21 protein-coding genes are annotated in these 24142 nt (G+C 65.3%); 10 read left to right on the top strand and 11 right to left on the bottom strand.

Features of this window, described 5'->3' with window-relative positions:
- Positions 1 to 1140 (bottom strand): acyl-CoA dehydrogenase family protein, encoded by a 1140-nt coding sequence (locus BM190_RS27590; RefSeq protein WP_092260711.1) that lies wholly within the window; start codon positions 1138 to 1140, stop codon positions 1 to 3.
- Between the two features lie 5 nt (positions 1141 to 1145).
- Positions 1146 to 2000 (bottom strand): enoyl-CoA hydratase, encoded by an 855-nt coding sequence (locus tag BM190_RS27595; RefSeq protein WP_092260713.1) that lies wholly within the window; start codon positions 1998 to 2000, stop codon positions 1146 to 1148.
- A gap of 270 nt (positions 2001 to 2270) precedes the next feature.
- Between BM190_RS27595 and BM190_RS27600 the strand changes: the two genes are divergently transcribed.
- The 6 genes from BM190_RS27600 to BM190_RS40695 all read left to right on the top strand — a co-directional run bounded on the left by BM190_RS27600 (position 2271) and on the right by BM190_RS40695 (position 7673).
- Positions 2271 to 2879 (top strand): LemA family protein, encoded by a 609-nt coding sequence (locus BM190_RS27600; protein ID WP_018317247.1) that lies wholly within the window; start codon positions 2271 to 2273, stop codon positions 2877 to 2879.
- Between the two features lie 204 nt (positions 2880 to 3083).
- On the top strand, positions 3084 to 3980 hold the full coding sequence (locus BM190_RS27610; protein ID WP_177237315.1) for a TPM domain-containing protein: 897 nt from the start codon (positions 3084 to 3086) through the stop codon (positions 3978 to 3980).
- 5 nt (positions 3981 to 3985) lie between these two features.
- Positions 3986 to 4483, top strand: coding sequence for a TPM domain-containing protein (locus BM190_RS27615; protein ID WP_092260717.1), 498 nt, complete (start codon positions 3986 to 3988; stop codon positions 4481 to 4483).
- 371 nt (positions 4484 to 4854) lie between these two features.
- Positions 4855 to 5829: a hypothetical protein gene (locus BM190_RS27620; protein ID WP_177237324.1), complete on the top strand. Its 975-nt coding sequence runs from the start codon at positions 4855 to 4857 to the stop codon at positions 5827 to 5829.
- A 92-nt stretch (positions 5830 to 5921) separates the two neighbouring features.
- The gene (locus tag BM190_RS27625; protein ID WP_092260721.1) at positions 5922 to 7433 is read left to right on the top strand and encodes a hypothetical protein; all 1512 of its coding nucleotides are present in this window, start codon (positions 5922 to 5924) and stop codon (positions 7431 to 7433) included.
- A 75-nt stretch (positions 7434 to 7508) separates the two neighbouring features.
- Positions 7509 to 7673 carry a hypothetical protein gene (locus BM190_RS40695; protein ID WP_177237316.1) on the top strand — a complete coding sequence of 55 codons (165 nt, stop codon included), beginning with the start codon at positions 7509 to 7511 and terminating at the stop codon, positions 7671 to 7673.
- Positions 7674 to 7722: 49 nt separating this feature from the next.
- On the opposite strand, the gene BM190_RS27630 is transcribed toward BM190_RS40695, so the two are convergent.
- The 3 genes from BM190_RS27630 to putA all read right to left on the bottom strand — a co-directional run bounded on the left by BM190_RS27630 (position 7723) and on the right by putA (position 12994).
- On the bottom strand, positions 7723 to 8370 hold the full coding sequence (locus BM190_RS27630) for a glutathione S-transferase family protein (RefSeq protein ID WP_092260723.1): 648 nt from the start codon (positions 8368 to 8370) through the stop codon (positions 7723 to 7725).
- Between the two features lie 84 nt (positions 8371 to 8454).
- Entirely contained in the window at positions 8455 to 9660 is a 1206-nt protein-coding gene (locus BM190_RS27635) for a CaiB/BaiF CoA transferase family protein (protein ID WP_092260725.1), read from the bottom strand.
- Between the two features lie 334 nt (positions 9661 to 9994).
- Entirely contained in the window at positions 9995 to 12994 is a 3000-nt protein-coding gene (putA, locus tag BM190_RS27640) for a bifunctional proline dehydrogenase/L-glutamate gamma-semialdehyde dehydrogenase PutA (RefSeq protein ID WP_092260727.1), read from the bottom strand.
- 113 nt (positions 12995 to 13107) lie between these two features.
- Here putA and BM190_RS27645 point away from each other — a divergent pair, with 113 nt between their 5' ends.
- Entirely contained in the window at positions 13108 to 13569 is a 462-nt protein-coding gene (locus BM190_RS27645) for an Lrp/AsnC ligand binding domain-containing protein (RefSeq protein WP_018317238.1), read from the top strand.
- 169 nt (positions 13570 to 13738) lie between these two features.
- Here the strand turns inward: BM190_RS27645 and BM190_RS27650 are convergent, their stop codons facing one another.
- The 4 genes from BM190_RS27650 to BM190_RS27670 all read right to left on the bottom strand — a co-directional run bounded on the left by BM190_RS27650 (position 13739) and on the right by BM190_RS27670 (position 17826).
- A complete protein-coding gene (locus BM190_RS27650; protein WP_008134691.1) occupies positions 13739 to 13939 on the bottom strand; it encodes a cold-shock protein in 201 nt (66 codons plus the stop codon).
- A 285-nt stretch (positions 13940 to 14224) separates the two neighbouring features.
- Entirely contained in the window at positions 14225 to 14533 is a 309-nt protein-coding gene (gene sorB / locus BM190_RS27655; protein WP_026201815.1) for a SorB family sulfite dehydrogenase c-type cytochrome subunit, read from the bottom strand.
- Between the two features lie 12 nt (positions 14534 to 14545).
- Positions 14546 to 15745 carry a SorA family sulfite dehydrogenase catalytic subunit gene (gene sorA / locus BM190_RS27660; protein ID WP_092260729.1) on the bottom strand — a complete coding sequence of 400 codons (1200 nt, stop codon included), beginning with the start codon at positions 15743 to 15745 and terminating at the stop codon, positions 14546 to 14548.
- A gap of 347 nt (positions 15746 to 16092) precedes the next feature.
- Entirely contained in the window at positions 16093 to 17826 is a 1734-nt protein-coding gene (locus tag BM190_RS27670) for an adenylate/guanylate cyclase domain-containing protein (protein ID WP_092260733.1), read from the bottom strand.
- A gap of 300 nt (positions 17827 to 18126) precedes the next feature.
- On the opposite strand from BM190_RS27670, the gene BM190_RS27675 reads away from it, so the two are divergent.
- Positions 18127 to 19734: a glycosyltransferase family 39 protein gene (locus BM190_RS27675; RefSeq protein WP_092260826.1), complete on the top strand. Its 1608-nt coding sequence runs from the start codon at positions 18127 to 18129 to the stop codon at positions 19732 to 19734.
- A 125-nt stretch (positions 19735 to 19859) separates the two neighbouring features.
- Here BM190_RS27675 and BM190_RS27680 read toward each other — a convergent pair whose 3' ends face one another.
- Together BM190_RS27680 and BM190_RS27685 are read right to left on the bottom strand one after the other, a co-directional pair.
- Positions 19860 to 20888, bottom strand: a complete 1029-nt coding sequence (locus BM190_RS27680) for a YcjF family protein (protein WP_092260735.1) — start codon at positions 20886 to 20888, stop codon at positions 19860 to 19862.
- Positions 20885 to 22354 (bottom strand): YcjX family GTP-binding protein, encoded by a 1470-nt coding sequence (locus BM190_RS27685; protein ID WP_092260737.1) that lies wholly within the window; start codon positions 22352 to 22354, stop codon positions 20885 to 20887. Before BM190_RS27685 ends, BM190_RS27680 begins: the two co-directional genes overlap by 4 nt.
- A gap of 178 nt (positions 22355 to 22532) precedes the next feature.
- Here BM190_RS27685 and trhA point away from each other — a divergent pair, with 178 nt between their 5' ends.
- Positions 22533 to 23228, top strand: a complete 696-nt coding sequence (trhA, locus tag BM190_RS27690) for a PAQR family membrane homeostasis protein TrhA (RefSeq protein WP_092260740.1) — start codon at positions 22533 to 22535, stop codon at positions 23226 to 23228.
- A 54-nt stretch (positions 23229 to 23282) separates the two neighbouring features.
- On the top strand, positions 23283 to 24077 hold the full coding sequence (locus BM190_RS27695; RefSeq protein WP_018317230.1) for an SDR family oxidoreductase: 795 nt from the start codon (positions 23283 to 23285) through the stop codon (positions 24075 to 24077).
- The last annotated feature ends 65 nt before the right edge of the window (positions 24078 to 24142 follow it).

The following is a 24142-nucleotide window of genomic DNA, read 5'->3' on the forward strand; positions in this document are numbered from 1 at the left end:
TCAGGCCTTGCGGCCAAGTTCGGCGTGACGGGCATAGTGGTGCGCGCTGCCGCCGAACAGCGTGTCGAAGGCGACGAGGCGTTTGAAATACGCGCCGACCTCGAGCTCCTCGGTGACGCCCATGCCGCCGTGGAGCTGGATCGACTGCTCGCCGACGAAGCGCGCGCATTTGCCGATCTTGGCTTTGGCGCCGGACGCGGCCCGTGCCCGCTCGACTGGCGCGGCATCTGCCTTGAGCGCAGCGCGCAGTGCCATCGAGCGCGCCTCGTCGACCTGCATCGCCATGTCGGCGAGGCGATGGCGGATCACCTGGTTGGCCGACAGCGGCCGTCCGAACTGCTTTCGGATCTTGGTGTATTCGAGCGTGGTGTCCAGCAGCGTCTGCATGATGCCGACGGCTTCCGCACCGAGCGCAGCCATGGCGCAGTCGACAGCCCATTCGATGGCCGGCAGTGCGTCGTGACCGTCGCCGAGCAGGGCGTCCTCGGGCAGATGCACGTCGCATAGCTCGAGGTTGCAGGCGCGCCCGCCGCCGAGGCGCGGAAAGTCGCTGACGACGAGGCCAGGCGTCGTCGCGGGCACGAGGAACAGGCCGGTCCGTCCCGAAGGCCTCTGATGATCATGAATGTGCGCGGAGACGATGATCTCATCGGCGGCATGGCCGTCGAGCACGGCGATCTTGCTGCCGGCAAGGCGCCAGCCCTGTGCGGTCCGGTCGGCGGCGGTTGCGACCCTGGCGAGATCGAACCTCGCCGCGCGCTCGGAATGCGCAAACGCAAGCTTCAAGGATCCGTCCGCGATCTTCGGCAGGCTCTCCTGCTTCTGCTCATTGGTGCCGCATCTGGCGATCAGTGCGGCTCCCAGCACCACGGTCGCGACATAGGGCTCCGATACCAGCCCACGGCCGAACGCCTCCATCAGGATGCCGATCTCGACCGCGCCGCCGCCGAGGCCGCCGAACTGTTCGGGAAGCGGCAACGCCAGCCAGCCGAGCTCGGCGAACTGCTTCCACACCGCCGGGCTAAAGCCGAGCGGATCGTTCGCCATCTTGCGGCGGTGATCGGCATCGTAGCTTCCGGCCACGAAGCGCTCCGCGCTCTCGCGCAGCAGCCTTTGTTCGTCGCTGAGATTGAGATCCATCGCAATTACTCCGCGGCCGCCGGCGGCTTGCGCACGGAGGGATGCAGGCCCGAGGGATCGACGATCATGCCGAACTCCTGAAGGTTGTGGGCATGGCAGAGCTGATGCAGCGCAAAAGCCTGGTCGATTGCGGCAGGCTGGCCCATCACGTCGACCGAGCGGTTCACCGCTTCTTTGGTCATCTTCAGCGCGAAGGCCGGCTTTGCCGCAATCCTGCGCGCCAGCTCCAGCGTGCGCGCAGATAGCTCTGCGCGCGGTACGACCTGATTGACCATGCCAAGCTGCTGCGCCACCTCGGCGCTCCAATTGTCGGCGGTGAACAGGAATTCCTTGGCCTTGCGCGCGCCGAGCTCCCAGGGATGCACGAACCATTCGACGCCGCAGACGCCCATGGTCACCACGGGATCGCAGAACTGCGCATCGTCGCTGGCCATGATGAGGTCACAGGCCCAGGCCAGCATCAGCCCGCCGGCGATACACTTGCCGTGCACCTCGGCAATGGTCGGTTTTGCGAGATTGCGCCAGCGCCGGGTGATCTGGAGATAGATTTCCTGCTCGCGCGCGAAGCGGCCATGGGCATTCGGCTCGGCAAAGCCGCCCCAATTTCCGATCGGTGGAAAATCGACGCCGGCGGCATTCTTGCCGCCGGGACGCAGATCATGGCCGGAGGAGAAGTGCGGACCGTTGCCGGCGAGGATGATCACCTTGACCGTATCGTCCTGCACCGCCGCGTCGAAGGCGGCGTTCAGGTCGTAGGTCATTTGCAGGTTCTGCGCGTTACGCGCTTCTGGCCGGTTCATCACGATCCGGGTGATCGCCGGATCCGGCCTCTCCACGAGGATGGTCTCGAACGAGGTCATCGCGTTTCCCCCGGTGTTCTGTCTTATCGTTTCGTCGAGTTGACTATGTCGGTCAGGGATAGGCAAGAGGCTTGCGTCAGTCGGCTGAGGTGCGCTCATCCGGCGCAGTCATTCCGGGATGGTCCGGAGGACCAGACTTGGAATCTCGAGATTTTCAGGTGCGCAAGGGCGCACCATAGCTCGCTTCGCGCCCCGGAATGAACCCGAAAAGCTGGTACCGCGTTATCGCTATCTGATATTGAGTTACAGGATTCCACCGGGAGAAATTTAATGCGCAAGATCCTGACCGTGCTGGCGGCGCTGGCCTCGCTGAGTCTCACCAATTGCGGCTACAACGCGATCCAGAGCGAGGACGAGCAGATCAAGTCCAACTGGTCCGAGGTCGTGAACCAGTATCAGCGCCGCGCCGATCTCGTGCCCAATCTCGTCAACTCGGTGAAGGGCTTTGCCCAGCAGGAGAAGGATGTGCTGCTGGGCGTCACCAATGCGCGCGCCAAGGTCGGCAGCATCCAGGCGACGCCCGAGGTGCTGAACGATCCAGCCGCCTTCCAGAAGTTCCAGGCCGCGCAGGGCGAGCTCTCCAGCGCGCTGTCGCGGCTGCTGGTCGTCACCGAGAACTACCCGCAGCTCAAGTCGGACGCACTGTTCAAGGATTTGATGTCGCAGCTCGAGGGCACCGAGAACCGCATCACGGTGGCGCGCAACCGTTACATCAAGGCGGTGCAGGATTATAACGTCACCATCCGCTCGTTCCCGAGCAACCTCACCGCGATGATGTTCGGCTACAAGGAGAAGCCGAACTTCTCGGTCGCAAACGAGAAGGAAATCTCGACCGCGCCGAAGGTCGACTTCAACCCGGCGCCGGCGCCGTCGAAGTAAGCGCGCGCCGTTTTGCGAATGCGCCTAGCTCCACCCACCGCCGTCATTCCCCGCGAAAGCGGGGAATCCAGTACGCCGCGGCCTCTCCGTAGGCCTCTGGCGTCTCTGGAATACTGGATCGCCCGGTCCCGGCTACGCCAAGGGCTTCGCCGGGCACAGCGGTATTGGGCCGGCGAAGCGTCAGCGAAGACGGCAAGCCGGGCGATGACACTGAGTGTGCGGCGCGCGGTTTTCGTTGCGACGCTCGTCCTCGCCTTCGCGCTCCCCGCCTCAGCCGACGTCGCCATCCCCGAGCTCACCGGCCGCGTGGTCGACCAGACCGGGACGCTGTCCATCAGCAACGTTGCCGCGTTGTCGCAAAGGTTGCGCGACTTCGAGACGCGCAAGGGCAGCCAGATCGCCGTCCTGATCGTGCCGACCACGCAGCCGGAGACGATCGAGCAATTCTCGATCCGCGTTGCGGAGGCCTGGAAGATCGGTCGCAAGAAGGTCGACGACGGCGCGATCCTCGTCGTCGCCAAGAATGACCGGCATTTGCGCATCGAGGTCGGCTATGGCCTCGAAGGCGCGCTCACCGACGTCACCTCGCGGCGGATCATCGATGAGATCATTACACCGAAATTCCGGGCAGGCGATTTCGGCGGCGGCATCTCGGATGGCGTCGATCGCATGATCCGGGTCATCGACGGCGAGCCGCTGCCGGTTCCGTCACCCACGGTGAGCTTCGGTCATCTGGACGACCTCGCGCCGGTATTCATCGTGACGCTGTTCGCCTCGATCGGGGTCGGCGGGTTCTTCCGGGCCATGCTGGGGCGGCTGCTCGGATCCCTGGTGACCGGCGGCATCATCGCAGGGCTGACCTGGCTCATTCTCGGCTCCTTCGCGCTCGCCATCGCTGTCGGAGTCCTCGGCTTCGTCATCGGATTCGTCGCCGATCTGTTTTCGGCGATCGCGCCGGGCACTGGCCGTTCGCGCGGCGGCTCGTGGTCGAGCGGCTCTTCGTCGGGTGGCTGGAGCAGCGGGTCGTCTTCCAGTGACAGCGGCAGCTTCAGCGGCGGTGGCGGCAGTTTCGGCGGCGGCGGCGCCTCGGGGAGCTGGTAGCGGTCATGAGCATCAAGCGCATTGCCAGACATCTCGTGCAGCATCATTGGCGCGCAAGGCAGATCTTTCCGCCGGCCGTGCTCGCCCGCATCGAGCAGGCGATCAAGCAGGGCGAGACCACCCATTCCGGCCAGGTCCGCTTCGTGGTCGAAGGCGCACTCGACGGCGCGCCGCTGTTCCGCAACCAGCCGGCCCGCGAGCGCGCCCTCGACGTGTTCGCGCATCAGCGCATCTGGGACACCGCACACAACAACGGTGTCCTGATCTATCTCCTGCTCGCCGACCGTGACGTCGAGATCGTGGCCGACCGCGGCATCCACGCGAAGGTTGGTGCCGAAGGATGGGAAAGCATCTGCCGCGCGATGGAGGCCGAGTTCGGCTCCGGCCAGTTCGAGCGCGGCGTCATCGCCGGCATCACGGCGGTGTCGCGCGAACTGGCGCGGCATTTTCCGCCCGGCGCATCGCATGCGAACGAGCTGCCGGATGCGCCGGTCGTGATGTGACGAGGAGCTAGGTCAACTCTCGCACCGTCACCCTGAGGTGCTCGCCTCTTCGGCGAGCCTCGAAGGGCGACGGCCCGGCTGCTGCAGCTCGGCCGTTCATCCTTCGAGGCTCCACTTGCGATGCATCGCATCGCAAGCCTCGCACCTCAGGATGACGGTAGCTACAGAGGCGCTCATTCCGCGGCCGTTCATCTTCACCCGATTACAATTTGTTTCACGCCCGCCACACCGGTTCCACTTTCCCGGCCAAATTCGGCCCCGGATAACTTCCTAAAATTTCGGTAAGCGGGTCCGCAGGTAAGGATTTCGCAAGCAATGAAAGTTACCAAAAGGTCAACCCAGACTGGAGTATTTGAGCCGTGAGCGAACCAATGCCCGAGCAGGCTGCCCAGGACACCGGCGTCGTCGAGGCTGCTGCGACCGCGCCGCAGGCCGTCGAGGCCGCTGGGATCGAGGCTCCCTCGATTGCCCCGGACCATGAGGCGCCGCCCAAACCTGATCCGGTGAAGGTCGAGCCGCCGAAGATCGAGGCGTCGCGGATCGAGGTGCCGAAGCTCGAAGCCAAAGCCGAAGCCAAGCCCGAGCCAAAGCCCGGCAAGCTGATCGTCATGGCGCCGTCGGAACGCTCCTGGGACCGTGAGGATTTTGCCCCGCATGTGAAGGCGGAGGAGCCGCGCGAGACCGGCAGCAAGCGCCGCCTGTCGGCGATGGCCGCGGTGGTGGCGATCGCGGCGAGCGTCGGCGCCATCAGCGGCGCGCTCGCGACCGCGGGCATGATGCATTTCGCCGCCCCGGCCCAGGCGCCGGTGCAGGTCACCGACACCAGCGCGCTGGATGCTTCGGTCGCCCGGATCGATGCCGACCTCGTCGCACTGAAGGCTAACGTCGAGCACAGCTCGAAAACCGGCGTCACCCAGTTCAATCGGGCCAACGACCGCCTCGACAAGCTCGAGAAGGCGCAGGCCGAGCCGATGGCCAAAATCGCAAAATTGTCCGAGACCGTCGACAAGCTCCGCGCCACGCCGCCCGCCGCCCCCGCGCAGGCCGCAGCAGCGGTGCCCAAGGAGACCACCGGCTCGATCGCGCCGACCCAGGTTGCGACCGCCGCGGCCGCACCGGCCCCAGTGGCAGCCGCGCCCAAGACCGAGGTCGGCCGCCTGCCCACGGTCGAAGGCTGGCGGCTGCGCAACGCCGCCAATGGCGGTGCGCTGATCGAGGGCCGCGACGGGCTTTACGAGGTCTATCCCGGCGATCCCATTCCCGGCCTCGGCCGCGTCGATGCGATCCGTCGCCAGGACGGCCGCTGGGTGGTGGTCACCAGCAAGGGCCTGATCGTCGCGCGCTGAGCGGCCCAGATACGACTTTCGAAAGGCGCTTCACCACCATGTGAAGCGCCTTTTTGCTTGAATAGGCGGACCGCCGCGGTGTTACCTCAGGCATGAGCCGCGCGTTGCGAATTCTCCTTGCTGCCGCCGTCTTGTTTGGCGGCACCGCCGCGCTATCGGCCGCGGAGACCGCGCCGCTGACGCGCGGCACCGCCATCACCGATCCCGATCTCCTGCGCAGGCTCGATGAGGGTGACGCTCTCACGCTCCAGCGCCTGTTGGCGCCGGAGCGCAAGGCGGATGCTTCGCTGACGACCGACCTGCTGTTTTCAGAGCTGCCGCAGCTCAAGGACATTCCGCCGGCGATCGATGCGGAGGTCGACCGCCACATCAAAGGGCAAAAGGCGGCCTATCCGAGCGAGACCATCGGCGTCGGCGAGGGCTTTGACGTGCAGCTGTTCGATCGGGCCGTGCTGAATTCCCGCGACACGCGCTTCGTGCTGGCCGGCATCGTCAACCGCATGGACCGCGCCTACGCCTCGGAGGAGTCCTGCGGCGAGATCCGGCTGCTCTATCGGCTGGCGCGTTTCGACGGCACAACCGCGACGCGGCTGCCGATGACGCTCAATCTGGTGATGAAGGCACGGGATGTGCGCCAGACGGACGCGAACGGCAAGCCGATCAGCTGCGCTGAACTCGCGCGGCGCTGGCTCGACAACGGCAATTGGCAGGAGCTGATCGGCAGCCGGGACGACGCCATGCTCGATCGCATCGAGACCAACATCCAGCTCTCGGTCGCGGCGAAGTCGGCGCTGCATGATTTCCGCTCCGACTATCTGCTCAAGGTGTTCAAGTACAATTCCGCCACGAAGGCCTTCGAGGAATCGACGCTGGAGAACCAGATCGACCGCGACCGGATCGTGGCTGACGATGCGCTTCGGCGCGACTTCAAGGATTGGCTGCTCGCACCCGAACATCTTCGCGAGTTCGATCGTGGCACCGTGCTGATCCCCGAGAAATTCCTGGCCAGGAGTGCGGTGGTGCCGACGCCGGCCGGCCTCGATGCATCAGTGCTGCAGCCGGAGTTCGGCATGATGCAGGCTGAAGGGGAGGGCAAAGCGGTCTTCACCGACAACGACGTGGTCGGTGCGCTGAAGCAGGCGGCAACGCGCGGCGACATGCAGAACATCCGCTCGGTCGCGGGCTTCCAGCGCCGTCTCAACGACGTCACCTGCTCGGGCTGCCACCAGACCCGCGGCATCGGCGGCTTTCACTTTCCGGGCGTCGATTGGCTGGCGGACAAGCCGTCGAATTCCGCCATCGTGCCGGCCTCGCCACACTTTCTCGGCGACCAGCCTCGCCGCCGCGACATCCTGACCGCATTCGCCGCGGGCAAACGCCCTGATTTCTCCCGCGGATTTGCCAGCCGGCCGCAGACCCGCGGCAGCCGGGAGCTCGCCGGGAGCGAGTATCAGGACGGCTGGGGCGCGCATTGTTCCCTGCAGGAGGCGGGATCGGGAACGCGAGATGAGAGTTTTACGTCATGGAGCTGTGCTAACGGTCTCACCTGTCAGGCCGCCGCGGCCTCGCGCCGCATCGGCATGTGCTTCATCAAGACGCGTTAGCGCATGATCCGGAAAAGTGTGTAGCGGTTTTCCGACAAGATCATGCGCAAAACGACAAAGCGATTTGGATGATTCATGACGAATACTGGCGACGCCAACAAGGAGCGCAATCGCGAGATTGCGCGCAATGAGGAAGTCAAGCAGGTCACCGGCAGCGCCCGCGTCAGCATCTGGACGATCGCGGTGGCCGTGATCGTCGGCGGCATCCTGTTCACGCTCGGCTGGCTGTCGTTGAGGTAGTTTCCCTTCGCCTCTCCCCGCGTGCGGGGAGAGGGGAAAGAAGGAGTCTTCACTTCGCGTAATTCGTCATCCGCTTGCCCGGCAGCAGCTCGTACGCCGGCTTCCAGCCAGGTAGCGCGGCCATGCGGCCGAGCCAGGCGTGGATGGCCGGATGGCTCGTGGCGAAATCGAAGCCGTGCTCATCGCTCGGATAATGCAGATAGGCCATCATCGAGATATCGGCGACCGTCGGCTTTGCGCCGATCGCGAATTCGTTGTGCTGGAGATGTCCGTCGAGGATGCCAAGGAAGTCCTCGAGCCGGCGGCGAAAGTGCTTCAGCACCTGCGGATCGTTCTTCTCGGTGAAGGCGCGCATGAAGCGATAGGTCGCCATGTAGCCGGTGAGCTTGTGGTTGTCCCAGAACAGCCAGCGCAGCAGCTCGAACTTCTCGTCCTCCGTGTCGGCACCGAAACGCCCATATTGCTCGGCGAGCTTCAAGAGCAGCGGCGCGGTCTGCGTCATCTTCACGCCGTCGACTTCGAGCACGGGAATCTCGCCCATCTCGTTGACGGCCTTGCGCCATTCCGCCGTGCGCGTGACGCCGCCGCCGAAATCGGTCCAGACCGGCTCGAACCTCTCGCCGCAAAGCGTCAGCATCAGCGCCAGCTTGTAGCTGTTGCCGGATTCGGGGAAGTAGTGCAGGCGGTAGCCGGGCATGGGACCTCGCGGCGTTGTCTTGCCGGTAGCTTATAGCGAGATCGCCCGGCATCGTCATTGCGAGTATGTAGCGCTAGCGCGCTCCTACCCCACCGCCCCCGATCCGCGCAGCTGCTTGATCGCCGCTTCGTCGTATCCCGCCTCGCGCAAAATCTCGTCACTGTGCTCGCCCACGACGGGCGGCTTGCGCGGCTGGACCTTCTTGGTGCCGTCGATCCAGATCGGGCTGGAGATGGTGAGCATGGTGTCGTTCTCGAACGGCACCAGCACCTCGTTGTCGAGCATCTGCTTGTCGTTGGGGATGTCGTCCAGGATGGCGACGACGCCGAACACGAGGCCGTTGCCGTCGAGAATCTTGCGCCATTCGGCCAGATCCCTGGTCGCGAAGGTCTCGTCGAAGATCTTGATCAGCTCCACCGAGCGGGCGTGACGGTCGGGTTTGGTGGCGAAGCGCGGATCGGTGATGAGGTCTTCGCGCCCCAGGCACTTCGCCAGTGTCGGAAACTGCTTCTCTTCGCTCAGCAGCGACAGGATCAGCCAGCGGCCGTCCTTGCATTGATAGTGGTTGGCGACAGCGTTCAGCGCGCGCTCGCGCGGACGCCGCTCGCCGAACTTGGCGCCGCAGAGCTTTGCCTGCGCCAGCACGCTCGCGGCCCACACCCCGTTCGCCATCAGATTGGAGGCGACGTGCGAGCCCTTGCCGGTCTTCTCGCGCTGATAGAGCGCGGTGACGATGGCGCCGTAGAACGCCATCGCGCAGGGATGGTCGCCCATGCCGGCGACCGAGCGGGCCGGCGTGGTGTCGGTGTCGGCGCGGACCAGGTCCATCAGGCCGGAGCGCGCCCAATAGGCGTTGCTGTCGAAGCCGGGCTTGTTGGCCTCTTCGCCCTTCTCGCCATAGCCGGTGAAGGAGGCGTAGATCAGCCGGTCGTTGAGATGAGCGAGGTGATCGTGGGTGATGCCGAGCTTGGCGCGCACCGGCGGCGGCATGTTGGTGATGAAGACGTCGGCCTCTGCGACCAGCTTGTAGAGTACGGCCTGCGCTTCCGGCTTGGCGAGGTCGAGCGCGATGCTCTTCTTGTTGCGGGCCTCCAGCAGCCAGGCGAAATTGTGCTCGCCGGTGGGATAGCCAGGCAGGTTCGGCAGATTGCGGTAGGGATCGCCGGCGCCGGGCGGTTCGATCTTGATGACATCGGCGCCGAAATCCGACAGCACGGTCGCGGCCGCGGGCGCTGCGATAAAGCTCGCGCAGTCCAAAACCTTCAGGCCCGCAAAAATGCCTTTTTCCATCGCGGCGTTGCTCCCTCGCTCTTGTCGTTTCCCGCGCGCTGGAATTGGCGCGGGCAGGTGATGGAGCAATTAGACTGATGTTTTGCCGGGATGCAACGGCGCCCGGCGCAGGGCCCATTGCGGCGGTCGGCGTGCGTCCGGTGGGCGCTAATTCCATCCCCGTCACCCTGAGGTGGCCGCTTCTTCAGCGGCCCTCGAAGGGCGACGGCCCGGCTGTATCGGGGCCGTTCATCCTTCGAGGCTCCCGGCGCGATGCCTGGCATTGCGCCACTCGCGCCTCAGGATGACGGAACTGCTATTGCGATACTGTGAGATCCGAATCCGGACTTGCCGCTCACTCCTCCCCCGCAAGCAACGCCGCGTTGCCGCCCGCCGCGGCGGTGTTGATCGTCACGGTCTGCTCGGTCGCGAAGCGGGCGAGGTAGTGCGGGCCGCCGGCCTTGGGGCCGGTTCCGGACAGGCCGTTGCCGCCGAACGGCTGCACGCCGACGACGGCGCCGATCATGTTGCGGTTGACGTAGATGTTGCCGACCTGCACGCGGTCGATGATGGCTTCGATGGTGTCGTCGATGCGGGAATGGACGCCGAGGGTGAGCCCGTAGCCGGAGCGCTCGATCGCCTGCAGCACGCGTTCAAGATTTTCGGCACGGTAGCGCACGACGTGGAGGATCGGGCCGAACACCTCCTCGGTGAGCTGGCCGGCGTCCCTGAGCTCGAAGATGTGCGGTGCCACGAAGCAGCCTCGCGGCGCCGTGCCTGCAAAATGCAGCTTCGCCTCACTCTTCATCCGCGCAATATGGGCAACGAGGCGCTGCTTGGCCTCCGCGTCGATCACAGGGCCGACATGGGTCGCGGCGTCACAGGGATCGCCGATTTTCAACTCGCGCGCGGCGCCCGCGATCATCTCGATCATGCGGTCGGCGACGTCCTCCTGCACGAACAAGAGCCGCAGCGCCGAGCAACGCTGGCCGGCGGAGCGGAACGCCGAGGTGACGACGTCGTCGGCGACCTGCTCGGGCAGCGCGGTTGCATCCGCGATCATGGCATTGATGCCGCCGGTCTCCGCGATCAGCGGCACGATCGGCCCATCCTTGGCGGCGAGCGTCCGGTTGATGCTGCGGGCGACCTCGGTCGAGCCGGTGAAGACGACGCCGGCGATATCGGCGTGCGCGGTCAGGGCGGCACCGATGCGGCCGTCGCCGACAACGAGATGCAGCGCATCTTTCGGGATGCCGGCTTCGTGCAGCAGGGCGACAGCCTCGCGCGCGATGCGCGGGGTCTGCTCGGCGGGCTTTGCCACAACGCTGTTGCCAGCCATCAGCGCCGCCGTGACCTGGCCGAGGAAGATCGCCAGCGGAAAATTCCACGGCGAGATCGCGACGAAGACGCCGCGGCCGCGCATCGCGAGCGCGTTGCTCTCACCGGTCGGGCCCGGCATCGCGGCATCACCGCCAAACAGCTTGCGGCCTTGCGCAGCATAATAGCGGCAGAAATCGGCGGCCTCGCGCAGCTCCGACAGCGAATCGTCGAGCGTCTTGCCGCCCTCGCTTTGCAGCAGCGCGATGAAGCGGGCGCTGCGGCTCTCCAGGAGATGCGCGGCTTGCTCCAGCGCCGCCGCGCGCGTGGCCGCCGGCGTCCGGCTCCAGGCGGCGAAGCCAGCGCGTACCGCGGCCACCGCCGCATTGGCTTGATCCGGAGTGGCGTCCGCAATCGGCTCGAGATCGGTCGCTTCCGCTTTGACGTCAGCGAGCAAATGATCGAGCGCGACGCGCGCGCCGAATTCGACGCCGCGCGAATTGCGCCGCTCCGGCGCGAAAAGATCGGCCGGCAACGGGATTTTCGGATGCGCCGCCGCTTGCGGCCGGACGATGGCGTCCGCCGGACGCTGCAACAGCGCCGTAACAGGCACGCGATAATCCGCGGCCTGCGCCACGAACGAGGAGTTGGCGCCGTTCTCCAGCAGACGCCGCACCAGATAGGCGAGCAGGTCCCGATGGCTGCCGACCGGGGCATAGGTGCGGTAGGCAGTCTCGGGATGATCCTTGGCAAGCTGCTCGTACAGCGCTTCGCCCATGCCGTGCAGGCGCTGGAATTCGAACCCGCCGCTCTTTCCGGCGAGTTCCAGCACGGTCGCGACCGTCAGCGCATTGTGGGTAGCGAATTGCGGGAAGATGCGCGGCCGCAAGCTCAAAAGCTTCGTCGCGCAGGCGACGTAGTTCAGATCCGTCATCGCCTTGCGCGTGAACACGGGATACCCGTCGAGCCCGCGTTCCTGCGCGCGCTTGATCTCGGTGTCCCAATAGGCGCCCTTGACCAGCCGCACCATCAGCCTGCGGTCATGCGCGCGGGCGAGCGCGTCGGCATAGTCGATCACCGCGCTGGCGCGCTTCTGATAGGCTTGGATTGCGAGGCCAAATCCGTCCCAGCCGGCCAGCGAGGGATCGGCGAGCGTTGCCGCGATCACGTCGAGCGACAGCTCCAGCCGGTCGGCCTCCTCGGCATCGACGGTGAAGTTGAGGTCATGTGCCTTGGCGCGCTGCGCGAGATCGAGCAGCAGCGGCACCAGTTCGGCCATCACGCGCTCGTGGCTGATCGCCTCGAAGCGCGGATGCAGTGCCGAGAGCTTGACCGAGATGCCGGGCCTGTCGGGCAGGGGATGGGGACCCGCAGCCTTGCCGATCGTCTCGATCGCACTCGCATAGGCATCGAAGTAACGCTTGGCATCCGCCGCCGTGCGCGCGCCTTCGCCGAGCATGTCGAAGGAATAGCGCGGCTTCTGGCCGGAGCGCGGCTTGCCCCGCTCCAGCGCCTGCTCGATGGTCTCGCCCAGCACGAAATGATTGCCCATCAGCCGCATCGCCTGGCGCGTGGCGGTGCGCACCGCCGGCGCGCCCAGCCGCTTGACGAGGCGGCCGATGGTGCCGTCGGGCGTCTCGCCGGGCTGGATCACCCGCGCCGACAGGCCGAGCGCCCAGGCCGAGGCGTTGACCAGGAACGCGGTGGACTTGGTCTCGTGGTGGATGAAGTCGCCCTCGCCGAGCTTGTCCTCGATGAACTGGTCGGCAGTGCGCGCATCCGGCACGCGCAGCAGTGCCTCCGCCAGCACCATCAGTGCGAGCCCTTCCTTGGTCGAGAGCGCAAACTCCCGCAGCATGTCCTCGACCCCACCGAGCCGGTCGTCGCGCTTGCGGATCGCCTCGATCAGCCGCGTCGCAGTGCGGTCGATCCGGGCTTCCTGTGGCGGGGACAGATGCGACGCCGGCAACAGCCGCGCGGCGATCTCGGCATCATCGGGCGCATAGGCGGCGGTGAAGGGCGGTGGGATGTTCGGCATGGCGTGTCCTGTGGCTCAATCCAGGATAAGGCTCGCATGACCGTAGTTCGATAGACAATCTAGCCGATTTGCCTTAGAAAATGAAGATCGGAAGCGATCTGACCTGATAAATTATGGAACTCGATCGAATCGACCGGAAGATCCTCTCGATTTTGCAGGAGGATGGGCGCATCGCCAATGTCGAGCTTGCCGAGCGCATCGGGCTGTCGCCGACTTCGATCGGCGAACGGCTGAAGCGCTTGCAGCGCGAGGGCTTTGTCGAAGGCTATGGCGCGCGGCTCAACCCGCATCGGCTCGGCCTCGGTTTGTTAGTGTTCGTCGAGGTGCTGCTCGACAAGACCACGCCGGACAATTTCGAACGTTTTGCGCGCGCGGTGAAACTCGCGCCCGAGGTGCTGGAGTGTCACATGGTTGCCGGGGGCTTCGACTATCTTGTGAAGGCGCGGCTAGCCGACATGGCGGCGTATCGACGCTTCCTCGGCGAGACCCTGCTGTCGATGCCGGGCGTGCGCGAGACGCGGACCTATGCGGTGATGGAGGAGATCAAGCGCGACGCACCGTTACCGGTGGGCTGACGAAGTGCCGTCGCGATTGTCATTGCTGAGGCGTTGAACGAGCGGTCCTCGCGGGAAATAGCTCTCTGTGTGCAGTCGCAACGCCTGTCGTCGAATGCACTGGCCGTCTTCTAAAATTTTCTTGGCCCGGCTCCCGGAAGGGTCCGGGAGGCAGCAAAAGCTGGCGGGCTTATACTTTGAGGTTCTCTGCGGAGGTCTTGCCCCGGTTTGCGATCTCTTCGTATTCCACCGTCTGTCCTTCGTTCAGGGACGACAGACCGGCTTTCTGCACTGCCGAGATATGCACGAACACATCCTTGCCGCCCGACGCAGGCTGGATAAATCCATAACCCTTCGTCGGGTTGAACCACTTGACCGTACCTTTAGCCATCACGACTTCTCCGCGGGTCTTCCTCCGAGATCTCGAACCGCCAGTCCCCGCCAACCGGCCGGTTCGGTCCTAACAGGATACGCGGAATGTGGCCGGCTTGGTAGCTCAAACCACATCGGCCTTTTGCCGAATTCCGCTCAACTTCGCGGCGTTTTTGCCGGTTTTGCCCGTTTCGCGGTCAAATGGCCGGAGCGCGGCGGATGTACTGTAGACAGGAGGAGCGAGCAGCCACTCTTCCTTACCCTCCCCCTCCAGGGGAGGGTAAAGAGAAAACGCTCCGGTCCTTCAATACGTCGCGGCCAGGTAATCGACGATCTTGCCGACATCGGCATCGTCGATCGGCGCGCCATAGACCTTGATCATCTTGGTCACCTCGGCCTGCCAGAAGCCTTTCTTGTCCTTCATCGGCGGCTGCGTCTTGATGTAGTCGGCCGAGTGGCAGGCGCTGCAATTGCCCTGGACCACTTCGAGATTGGGCCCGGGCTTGAATGCGGCGACCTCGTCCGGAAGCTGGTAGTTGACGGGGGCCGCGGTCACGGCGCCGAGACCGGTGGCGAGGGCGAGCGTGATAGCGAGGAGAACGGTGCGCTGCATGGTCATTCTCCCTCAGGCCACGGTAACGCGGACGGTTTCGACGACGTTGCGTAGATAACCCGCCGGGTTCCAGCGCGGCGTATCCGGCTGCGTCTCGCCGCCATTGCCGGTGGCACGCACCTTGAGCTCAACGCTGCCTGCCGCGAGCTTCACCGGCAGCTTCCATTCACGGAACGAATATTTGCCGAGATCCTTGCCGAGCTTGGCGCTCGTCCAGGTCTTGCCGCCGTCGGTGGAGACCTGGACCTCCTTGATGCCCTTGCCGCCGTCGAAGGCGATGCCGCGCAGGGTCGTAGCTCCGGCCTTCAGCTTGGCGCCATCAGGCACGCTGGTGATGAAGGAGCGGATGGTGAAGCGGTTGATAGGGATCGTCGCCTTCGGCGTAGTGCCGGGCTCGATCGCGTTATCAGGCGTATCCGGAATGCGATAGGCCGACTTCATCCAGAAGCCTTCATAGACGTTGTCGATGACGGTGATCTCGTTGAGGTGCTTGACCCAGTAGGTGCCGTAATAGCCCGGCACGATCAGGCGCAGCGGGAAGCCGTTGAGGAAAGGCAAATCTTCGCCGTTCATGCCATAGGCCAGCATCACCTCACCGTCTCTGGCGTGATCGATGTCGAGTGCCTTGACGAAGTCAGGCGTCTTGTCGCTGACCGGCCCGTCCATGCCGTTGAAGGTGACCTGCTTGGCGCCGCTCTGCACACCGGCCATCTCCAGCACCGCTTTCAGCGGCACGCCGCGCCAGCGCGCATTGCCCATCGCTCCGTTGGCGAGCTGGCCGCCGGCAACGCGCGGCTCGAAGAAGCCGCGGCTGTTGCCGGAGCACTGGTTGACGGCGACGATCTCGGTCGCCTTCATCTTCCTGATGTCTTTCAGCGAAAGTTTCAGCGGCTTGTCGACCTTGCCCTTGACCTCGAGCGTGAACTTGTCGGGGTCGAGATTGTAGGGCAGGTCCGAGAGGTGATAGCGCACGAAGAACGCATTGTTTGGCGTGATCGGGCCGTCGTTGAAGATCGCGAACGGCGTCTCGAGCTGCGGCGGCCGGCTGGTGAGCCCAATCATCGCTCGCTTCTGCGGATATTTCACCAGCGGCCGTTCGCCATTGGCGAAGGGCAGGGTCACGGTATCGAGTGCCAGTGCCCTGGTGGAATTCAGTGTGGCGGCGAGTGTGGCAAGCCCCGCTCGTTTGAGCAGGTCGCGTCGATCGAACATCTGGTCCCCTCCCGGAGCTTTTCGTTGGCTTGTGGTCATCACCGCGAGCCGCGCTCATCTGTCGCAACGATTTGAACGAAGTCAATTCGTGCTTTCGCAGCAGGCCCATGCCGCTGCGTTGCAGCACGCCGGTGTTACGTGGACGATTTTGGTTGTCTCAATGTCGCCGCGCGCTCGCTGCACCTCTCCCGCTTGCGGGAGAGGTCGCGCCCGGGCGATGCGAAGCATCGTCGCGCGCGCGGGTGAGGCTTTTCTCCTGTAGGGGAGTGTCCCATTGCGGAGACACCCTCTCCCCAACCCTCCCCCGCAAGCGGGGGAGGGAGCGCATCGCCTCCGTCGCTCACAAATCACGCTGCGACGCGCTCGGTTCGATCGACCAGCGCCGTCAGCTCCCGCGCATCCGCGACGACCCGCACCGCCATCGGCTCGTCGCGGCCGCGGATCGCGACCTCCTGTTGCGGCAGCGTATCGTCGGCGAGGCCCGCCGTGCTGCGGATTTCGTCCGAGACGATCGCCTCGCAGGCCAGCGTCTTGGTCATGTCCTGCAGCCGGGCGGCGACGTTGACGGCATCGCCCAGCGCCGTGAAGACGATGTGATCGCGATAGCCGATGTCGCCGATGATGACCTCGCCGCCGTGAATGCCGATGCCGAAGCGGATCGGCTGGCGCAGATCATGGCTCAACAGCTGGTTCAGTTCGTCGATATGCGTGGCGATGCCGCTGGCAGCCTTCAGCGCCTGCCGGCAGGCGGTTTGCGGATCGGCCGTGAGCCCGAACAGCGCCAGCATGCCGTCGCCGACGAACTGGTTCGGCTGGCCACCATTCTCGATCACGGCCTGCGACACCGCGCCGAGGAAGCGGTTGACGATGAAGACGGTGTCGAACGGCAGCCGCTTCTCGGCGAGCTGGGTCGAGCCGCGCATGTCCACGAACAGGCTGACGAGATAGCGCTCCTGGCCGATCCTAGCCGGCGCCGAGGCCTGCGCGTTGGCCGACGACGTTTGCGGGGTGAACAGCTGGAAGAAGGAGAGATCCGACGTCGGCCGCAGCTGGCAGGCCAGCCTGATCGAGGGGTCGTTGGTGCCGACGCGGGTCAGCACGAAGGCCTCGCGCTGCGACGGCTCGGGCAGGACCCCATGATCGCCGATGACACGGATGCGGCAGGTCGAGCAGCGGGCGCGGCCGCCGCAGACGCTGGCATGCGGCAGATTATGGCGCAGGCTCGCTTCCAGCACGGAGAGGCCCTTGGGAACCCGCACCGTCCTGCCATTGCCGTAGGACAGCGCGATCATGCCGCCGCGCCGCTCGCGCCAGGCCCGCACGCCGCGTGCCGCCAGCGCCAGGCCAAGCAGCCCAAAATAGGTGATGGTGAAGGCGCCGGTGATGCGATCGAGCGTGTTGCCTTCCGCGACCGTGCCGACCTGGCGTCGGGTGAGATTGTGCGTCCGCCATTCCCCGTCATCGGCCTCGATCGCGACGCTGCGGCCGCCCTGGTAGATGCCGAGCAGCGACAGCGTCGGGACCAGCACCGCGGCGGCGAGCAGATAGGGCGCGGCGCGTGTGAAGAACGGCTTGAGGCGGAGCCAGAAATAGATTCCGATGCAGCCGTGCACCCAGGCAATGAGCAGCAGGATCGTCATCTGCCAGAGCCGGCCGGGCGCTGCGACGAAGAACAGATAGAGCTCCTGCGGATAGAGCTTCTGGTGATCGTACAGCGTATAGCCGAGCCGCACCCCGACCACGTGCGCCATGACCAGTGCGGGGATGCTGAGGCCCAGCACGAGCTGCAGCGGCTCGATCGTCCGCCAGCGGAACTGCCGGCGCTGGTACAGCGCATAGATGCCGAGCCCCATATGGGTGAGCGCGGCGGTGTAGAACACGATCGAGACGGGGAGAAATTGCCAGAAGGCGGTGTGGTAGTAGACCCCAGCCTCCATGGCCTCGACCGAGATATTGCCGAGCGCGTGGTTGAGGAAATGGCTGATCACATAACAGAACAGGATCACGCCGCAGACGAGCCGCACCTGCCGCACGCTGGTCCCGCGGACGAGTTCGGAGATGGATGCAGCAGCGGTGCCCATGATTCGGTTGTATCAGTTCATGAAGGAGAACAGCCAGCGTAGCGTTTAATTCCCGATGTGGACAGGTTGCGGGATCACATGCGCGGCAAAGGTTACGAATTCGTAGGGTGGGCAAAGGCGCGCCCTTGCGCGCCGTGCCCACCGTTTTTCTATCATATCCTGCTGGTGGGCACGCTTCGCTTTGCCCACCCTACGGCGTCCGCGTTGAGGCTGGGATCGCCGCTTGCCCATCCCCCCGCATTGACTCCCCCTCCCAGGTTGGCGAAAAGCGCGGCCGTGACGACAGCCCCTGACATCACCATGCCCTCTGGCGGCGCCTCGCGCCGTCCCCTCGTCATGGCCGTAGCGATCATCGCCGCAATGACGCTGCTGCGCATCGTCTACGCCTCCGCCATCGAGCTGCGCACCGACGAGGCCTATTATTGGACCTGGTCGAAGGAGGGGGCGCTGAGCTTCCTCGATCATCCCCCGGGCATCGCCTGGCTGATCCGTTTCGGAACCGCGAACTTCGGCGACACCACGCTCGGGGTCCGCTTCGGCGGCATCGTCGCGATGCTCGTCACGCAGCTGCTGCTCGCCGACATTGTCCGCCGCCTCACCCATGATGTGCGCGCCGTATTGTTCGCGGTGCTGATGCCGGAAGCTGCACTTTACTACGGCCTGCTGATGGCCAAGGTGGCGCCCGATGTCGCCATGATCCCGTTCGCGGTGGCGATGATGTGGTCGCTGGTGCGGCTGGCGCAGAGCGGCGACGGACGCTGGTGGCTTGCGGCCGGTCTGTTCGCCGGCCTCTCGATGCTGTCGAAATTCACCGCGATCATGTTCGCCCCGGCGGTTGCCGCTTTTCTGCTGGTACCGGATTGGCGCTGGCGCTGGCTGCGCAGCCCCTATCCTTATCTCGCGGTGCTGGTCGCAATCGCCGTGTTCTCGCCGGTGCTGATCTGGAACGCGCAGCACGATTGGGCCTCGTTTCGTTTCCAGGGCGTACGCGCCACCGCCAATTACGGCATCTCGCTGCGGACCATCGGTGACTTCATCGGCCTGCAGTTCGGTCTGGTCGGCTTCGTCATGCTGCCGGTGGTGCTGACCGGCCTGGTGCTGACGGCATGGCGCGGCTATCGCACGCGCGAGCCCGTTGGAATTCTCTTGTCGACGGCGGTGCTGGTGCCGTTCGCCTATTTCCTCTTTAAGTCGACCACGCTTCGGGTCGGCGACACCTGGCCGATGTTCATGTGGCCGGTCGGCTTCGCCGCCGCGGCCGTGAACCTCGCGGCGATGATGAAGGAGGATTGGTCGCCACGCATGCTGAGGTCGTCGCTGTTCTGGGCCAAGACCGCTGTCGTCTCCGGCATCGCCTTCGTCGTGATCGTGTTCCTTTATTACGTCGCCGCGCCCTGGAATCTGCTCGGCAAGATCGACCCGATCGGCGCGGAAGCCGGCTACGAGCAGGTCGCCGCGCGCGCGCAGGCCGCGCTCGACGAAACAGGCGCGACCTGGATCGCGACCACGGACTATCGCACCTATGCCATGATGCGCTGGCTGTTCCGGGGCCGCGTGCCCGTCATCGAGATCAACGAGCGCGGCCGCTTCCAGGATTTCCGCGATCCCGGCATGGACCGGATCAAGGGCCATGCCGGCATCTATGTCGGCCGCGAGCCGGACAATCGGTCTTCGTTGTGGGAGAACATCCCGGCGAAGCGCGAGCATCTCGGCGAAGTCGAGCGCCGCTGGCGCGGTGTTCTCGCGGATACCTACGTGATCGAGAAGCTCACCGATTGGACGCCGGAGTTGTCACCGCCGAAGGATTCGCCGCTGTTTTGGTGGAAGGTGCTGGCGGGGGAGTTTGAAAAGCGGGAGCGCGCAGCGCGAGCGGTGTGGGGTGATTTCTCCACACGGGCAGTATCGTAGGGTGGGCAAAGCGAAGCGTGCCCACGCATCTTTGCGATCGAGAGAGATGGTGGGCACGGCGCAAGCGCGCCTTTGCCCACCCTACGATTCCGGTCTTGCGGAGAGAGCCCTCACCCGTCTTGCCGCTACTCCTCCTCGTCCTTCTTCCGCAGCAGATCCGTCGCGAGGTCCGACAGCTTCGGCGGCGGCAATGCCGCAAACGGCAGCGGCCTTGTGACGGCGATTGCCGCCAGTCCCAGCCGTGCCGTCAGCAATCCGTTCAGCACGCCTTCGCCCAAGCGCTGCGACAGCTTTGCCGCGATACCGTGGCCGAGCATCTGCTGCACCAGGCTGTCGCTCGCGGCCATGCCGCCGGTGATGGCGAGATGGGCGATGACGTGGCGGAGCAGGCGGATCATGCCGAGCGCGCCGGGGCGGCCGCCGTAGAGATAAGCGAGCTGGCGGATCAGGCGCAGTGCGGCGACGAACACGAACAGCACATCGATCGCGGCGCGGGGCGAGACTGCGGTCACGATCGAAACCTTTTGCGCCGCCGACGATACCAGCCGCCGTGCCTCCGCATCCAGCGGCGACATCAGCTCGCGCTCGGCGAGCCGGATCATGTCGGCGCCGTCGATGATCTCGCCGGTGTGACTCTCCAGCGTCGCGCGGGCGCGTGCGAGCTGCGGGTTCTGGTGCGCGATCTTGAGCAGATCCTGGACGATGACGCGGCTTTCCTTGCGGTCGTCGCTGGCGAGCACAGCGGCGGCGCGCGCATGCAACTGCTCGATCGTCGCCAGCCGCGCCAGGCCGAGTGCCTCGCGGCCGATCACCACCGCAAGCGCCAGCGCGGTGACGAGCGCAAAGGCGAGACCGAGGTAGCCGAGCGTTTCGCTGCGCGCGAACAGGTCCTCGATCAGATGCACCACGCCGAGCCCGGTGCCGAGCAGCGTCAGCCCGGCGAGGCCTGACCAGAACAGCGTACCCCAGGGAAATCCGCGCCGCGCCGGCCGCGCGGCCTCGATCGGCACCGGCAGCGCCTGCGGATCGTGCTCCGGCGTGATCTGGATCGTGGCGCGGCCAAGCCGTGCCGTCTCGTCGGCTTCGGTGACGACGACGCCGGGATCGTCGAGCCGGAACGTTGCCGGCCGCCGTGGCTTCGATCGGTCGTTCATGCGAGCTTGTCTCCGATCAGGAACTGCAAGGCACGGTCGAGGCGAATGTGAGGCAGCGTCGGCGGCTCGGTGCCCTCGCGGTCGAGTGTGGGCGGACGGAAGCGCAGGAAGCGGAAATCGCTTGTCCCGGCGGTCTCGGTTGCGAGGCCGCGGAACGCGGCATTGCCGTTGAACAGCGGCTCGGGATCCAGCGGCAAATCGCCCGGAAAGGTCGCTACTTCCGTGTTGCCGTCGAAGAATTCACCGCCGGCGCTTTCGCCCGCGGCCGGTGTTCCCAGGATCGACGGCAATTTGTCGCGGCCGCGCGCGACTTGGGCTTCTCGTGTGGCACGTACCGCGGCGAGCGCCACCACGTCGATCGCCGCGCCGGTATTTTCCGCGCGCGCAACGGCGCCCGAGACGGCGCGGCGCAGCACGGCCTCGAGCCGGTCGTGGCTGGAATGGTGCAGATGGTCGGCCTTGGTCGCCGCGAACAGGATGCGGTCGATGCGCGGGCGGAACAGGCTGGAGAGAAACGTGCTGCGGCCGATGTTGAAGCAATCGAGAATGCCGGCGAGGGCGGCTTCGAGATCGTGCAGCGCCTCGGGTCCGGAGTTGAACGCGGACAGTGCGTCGGCCAGCACGATCTGGCGATCGAGCCGGGCAAAATGATCCCTGAAGAACGGCCGCACCACGACGTCCTTGTAGGCCTCGAAGCGGCGCACCATCATCGCCCACAGCGATCCCTCCGGCGCCTGCCCGCCGATCGGCACGTCGAGCGGCGCGAAGGTCAGTGCCGGGGAGCCTGCGAGATTGCCGGGCATCAGGAAGCGGCCGGGCGGCAACAGGCTCATCGCAAAGCGCTCGTCGCGGCAGGCGCGCAAATAGTCGGTGAAGAGGCTTGCGGCCGTCAGCGTCGCCTGCTCGTCCTCGCGTGCGTCGGGCTTGAGCGTTGCCAGATGCGCGTGCCATTCGCTGGCGAGAGGAGCGCGCGGCGCCTCGCGCGACAGCGCAAGGCTCTCCGCCGACCATTGCTCAAAGCTCTTCTGCAGCAGCGGCAGGTCGAGCAACCACTCGCCGGGATAGTCGACGATGTCGAGGGTCAGCGTGCGATCGGCGCCGTTCGGGCGCTGATAGTCGATGACGAGCCTGAGCTCGCTGATGTCGACGGTCGAGTTCGGCCAGCGTCGCTCCTCGACCAGCGCGCGCAGATGGCTCTCATATGCAAAACGCGGCACGGCATCGTCGGGCTGCGGCGCCAGATGCGCGCGCGCGATCCGGCCCGAGGCGTAAGCGTCGAACACCGGAAAGCGGCCGCCGCGGGTGAGGCCGTGGATCAGCGCGGTGATGAACACGGTCTTGCCGGCCCGCGACAGGCCGGTAACGCCTAACCGCACCGTCGGGTTGAAGAAGTGCTCGCCATAGTCGATCAGCGCCTGCGCGGACAAGCGCGCTTCTTCGACCATATCCTGGAAACTGAATGCCATATGAACGTTAATGGATCGGGGGCGGCGGGACTGTGTGACCGATCACAAAAGTGGCAATTGCGTGAAGAAAATCAAGCTCCATACTTCCACCGTCTTTGTCGGAAAATCAGCCGTTTGAACGACGCGCCGATCCCGAAAGACCCATACAAGAGGACATTGCCTCATCTTGCGGATTGCCATGACCGTCTTCCAACTGAAAGAATTCGCATCCACCTCCGTCCACGCCGCAGCCGACGTGATCGGCTGGAATTACGACCGCGCCGAGCTGATCGCCGACGGCGTCATCCACGCGATCGGCGTCCTCTTCGGCCTCATCGCCGCGACCGTGCTGGTGGTGCTGACGGTGGTCTATGCCAATACGATCGACATCGTCGGCGTCTCGATCTACGTCGCCGGCCTGCTCTCGATGCTGGTGCTGTCGGCAACTTATAATCTCTGGCCGGTGTCGCCAGCCAAATGGCTGCTGCGGCGGTTCGACCACTCCGCGATCTATCTGCTGATCGCGGCGACCTATACGCCGTTCATCCTAGAGGTGAAGGACAGTGGATTCGCGCTGGTGCTGCTCGCCGGCGTCTGGTGTGTCGCCATCCTCGGCATCGTGCTGAAGCTCTTTTATCCCGGCCGGTTCGACCGCGTCTCGGTCGGCATCTATCTCGCGATGGGCTGGAGCGGCGTGATGCTCTACGACGCCGTGGTCCGGGCGCTGCCCGCGCTGGTGCTGGGCTTCATCCTTGCGGGCGGACTGCTCTACAGCTTTGGCGTGATCTTCCATGCCTGGCGGCGGCTGCGCTTTCAGAATGCGATCTGGCACGGCTTTGTGTTGGCCGGCGCGGCGTGCCATTATACTGCGGTGCTCGACCTCATGTTGAGCTGAGCAAGACCCAAAGGGGTCTTCCAGGAAGCGGTATAAGACAAGAGGAGACGTCGCATGCAGGTGACCGGCAAGGTCGTGGTCGTCACGGGCGGCGCAAACGGCATCGGCAAGGCGCTGTGCGAGGCGTTTTACAATGCGGGCGCAGCCAAGGTCGTCGTCGCGGATATGGACGCCGCCAATGCGAGGGCGGTCGCGGCCATGGTGGATGGCGCGGCTTTCAAATGCGATGTCGCGCAGGAGAAAGACATCTCGCACGTCATCGAGGAGACCGAGCGGCAGTTCGGCCCCATCGCCCTGTTCTGCTCCAATGCCGGCATCGGCGGCGGCTTCGATCCGATGTCGGTTAATGCCGGCGGCGCCTCGGATGAACCGTGGCAGCGCAGCTGGGCGATCCACGTCATGGCCCATGTCTATGCGGCGCGGCATCTGATCCCGCGCATGAAGGCGCGCGGTGGCGGCTATTTCCTCAACACCATCTCGGCCGCGGGCCTGCTGTCGCAGGTCGGCAGCCCGGCTTATTCCACCACCAAGCACGCCGCGGTCGGCTTTGCCGAGAATCTCGCAATCTCGCACAAGGCCGACAACATCAAGGTCTCGATCCTCTGCCCGCAGGGCGTCGACACCAACATGCTGCGCTCGATCCCGAAGGGCCCGCAATCCGGTGACGGCGATCTCACGCCGGAGCAGGTGGCGAAAGACGTGCTCGCCGGCCTCGAGCAGGAGACGTTCCTGATCCTGCCGCATCCGCAAGTGCTCGGCTATATGCGCAAGAAGACCGAGAATTACGATCGCTGGATCGGCGGCATGGCCAAGATCCAGGCGAAGATGCGGGAGGAGTTCGGGAAGTAGCCGTGATGTCGGTGCGATTGAGGCACACTCGCGCCAAACACTCGCTGTCGTCCCTGCGAAAGCAG

Source organism: Bradyrhizobium sp. Rc3b, from assembly GCF_900114915.1.
In the GTDB taxonomy this organism is placed as follows: Bacteria; Pseudomonadota; Alphaproteobacteria; order Rhizobiales; family Xanthobacteraceae; genus Bradyrhizobium.

Excerpts from the sequence above, each read along its gene's own strand:
- BM190_RS27590 (WP_092260711.1), bottom strand. The coding sequence starts at position 1,140 with ATGGATCTCAATCTCAGCGACGAACAAAGGCTGCTGCGCGAGAGCGCG.
- BM190_RS27595 (WP_092260713.1), bottom strand. The coding sequence starts at position 2,000 with ATGACCTCGTTCGAGACCATCCTCGTGGAGAGGCCGGATCCGGCGATC.
- BM190_RS27600 (WP_018317247.1), top strand. The coding sequence starts at position 2,271 with ATGCGCAAGATCCTGACCGTGCTGGCGGCGCTGGCCTCGCTGAGTCTC.
- BM190_RS27610 (WP_177237315.1), top strand. The coding sequence starts at position 3,084 with ATGACACTGAGTGTGCGGCGCGCGGTTTTCGTTGCGACGCTCGTCCTC.
- BM190_RS27615 (WP_092260717.1), top strand. The coding sequence starts at position 3,986 with ATGAGCATCAAGCGCATTGCCAGACATCTCGTGCAGCATCATTGGCGC.
- BM190_RS27620 (WP_177237324.1), top strand. The coding sequence starts at position 4,855 with ATGCCCGAGCAGGCTGCCCAGGACACCGGCGTCGTCGAGGCTGCTGCG.
- BM190_RS27625 (WP_092260721.1), top strand. The coding sequence starts at position 5,922 with ATGAGCCGCGCGTTGCGAATTCTCCTTGCTGCCGCCGTCTTGTTTGGC.
- BM190_RS40695 (WP_177237316.1), top strand. The coding sequence starts at position 7,509 with ATGACGAATACTGGCGACGCCAACAAGGAGCGCAATCGCGAGATTGCG.
- BM190_RS27630 (WP_092260723.1), bottom strand. The coding sequence starts at position 8,370 with ATGCCCGGCTACCGCCTGCACTACTTCCCCGAATCCGGCAACAGCTAC.
- BM190_RS27635 (WP_092260725.1), bottom strand. The coding sequence starts at position 9,660 with ATGGAAAAAGGCATTTTTGCGGGCCTGAAGGTTTTGGACTGCGCGAGC.
- putA (WP_092260727.1), bottom strand. The coding sequence starts at position 12,994 with ATGCCGAACATCCCACCGCCCTTCACCGCCGCCTATGCGCCCGATGAT.
- BM190_RS27645 (WP_018317238.1), top strand. The coding sequence starts at position 13,108 with ATGGAACTCGATCGAATCGACCGGAAGATCCTCTCGATTTTGCAGGAG.
- BM190_RS27650 (WP_008134691.1), bottom strand. The coding sequence starts at position 13,939 with ATGGCTAAAGGTACGGTCAAGTGGTTCAACCCGACGAAGGGTTATGGA.
- sorB (WP_026201815.1), bottom strand. The coding sequence starts at position 14,533 with ATGCAGCGCACCGTTCTCCTCGCTATCACGCTCGCCCTCGCCACCGGT.
- sorA (WP_092260729.1), bottom strand. The coding sequence starts at position 15,745 with ATGTTCGATCGACGCGACCTGCTCAAACGAGCGGGGCTTGCCACACTC.
- BM190_RS27670 (WP_092260733.1), bottom strand. The coding sequence starts at position 17,826 with ATGGGCACCGCTGCTGCATCCATCTCCGAACTCGTCCGCGGGACCAGC.
- BM190_RS27675 (WP_092260826.1), top strand. The coding sequence starts at position 18,127 with ATGCCCTCTGGCGGCGCCTCGCGCCGTCCCCTCGTCATGGCCGTAGCG.
- BM190_RS27680 (WP_092260735.1), bottom strand. The coding sequence starts at position 20,888 with ATGAACGACCGATCGAAGCCACGGCGGCCGGCAACGTTCCGGCTCGAC.
- BM190_RS27685 (WP_092260737.1), bottom strand. The coding sequence starts at position 22,354 with ATGGCATTCAGTTTCCAGGATATGGTCGAAGAAGCGCGCTTGTCCGCG.
- trhA (WP_092260740.1), top strand. The coding sequence starts at position 22,533 with ATGACCGTCTTCCAACTGAAAGAATTCGCATCCACCTCCGTCCACGCC.
- BM190_RS27695 (WP_018317230.1), top strand. The coding sequence starts at position 23,283 with ATGCAGGTGACCGGCAAGGTCGTGGTCGTCACGGGCGGCGCAAACGGC.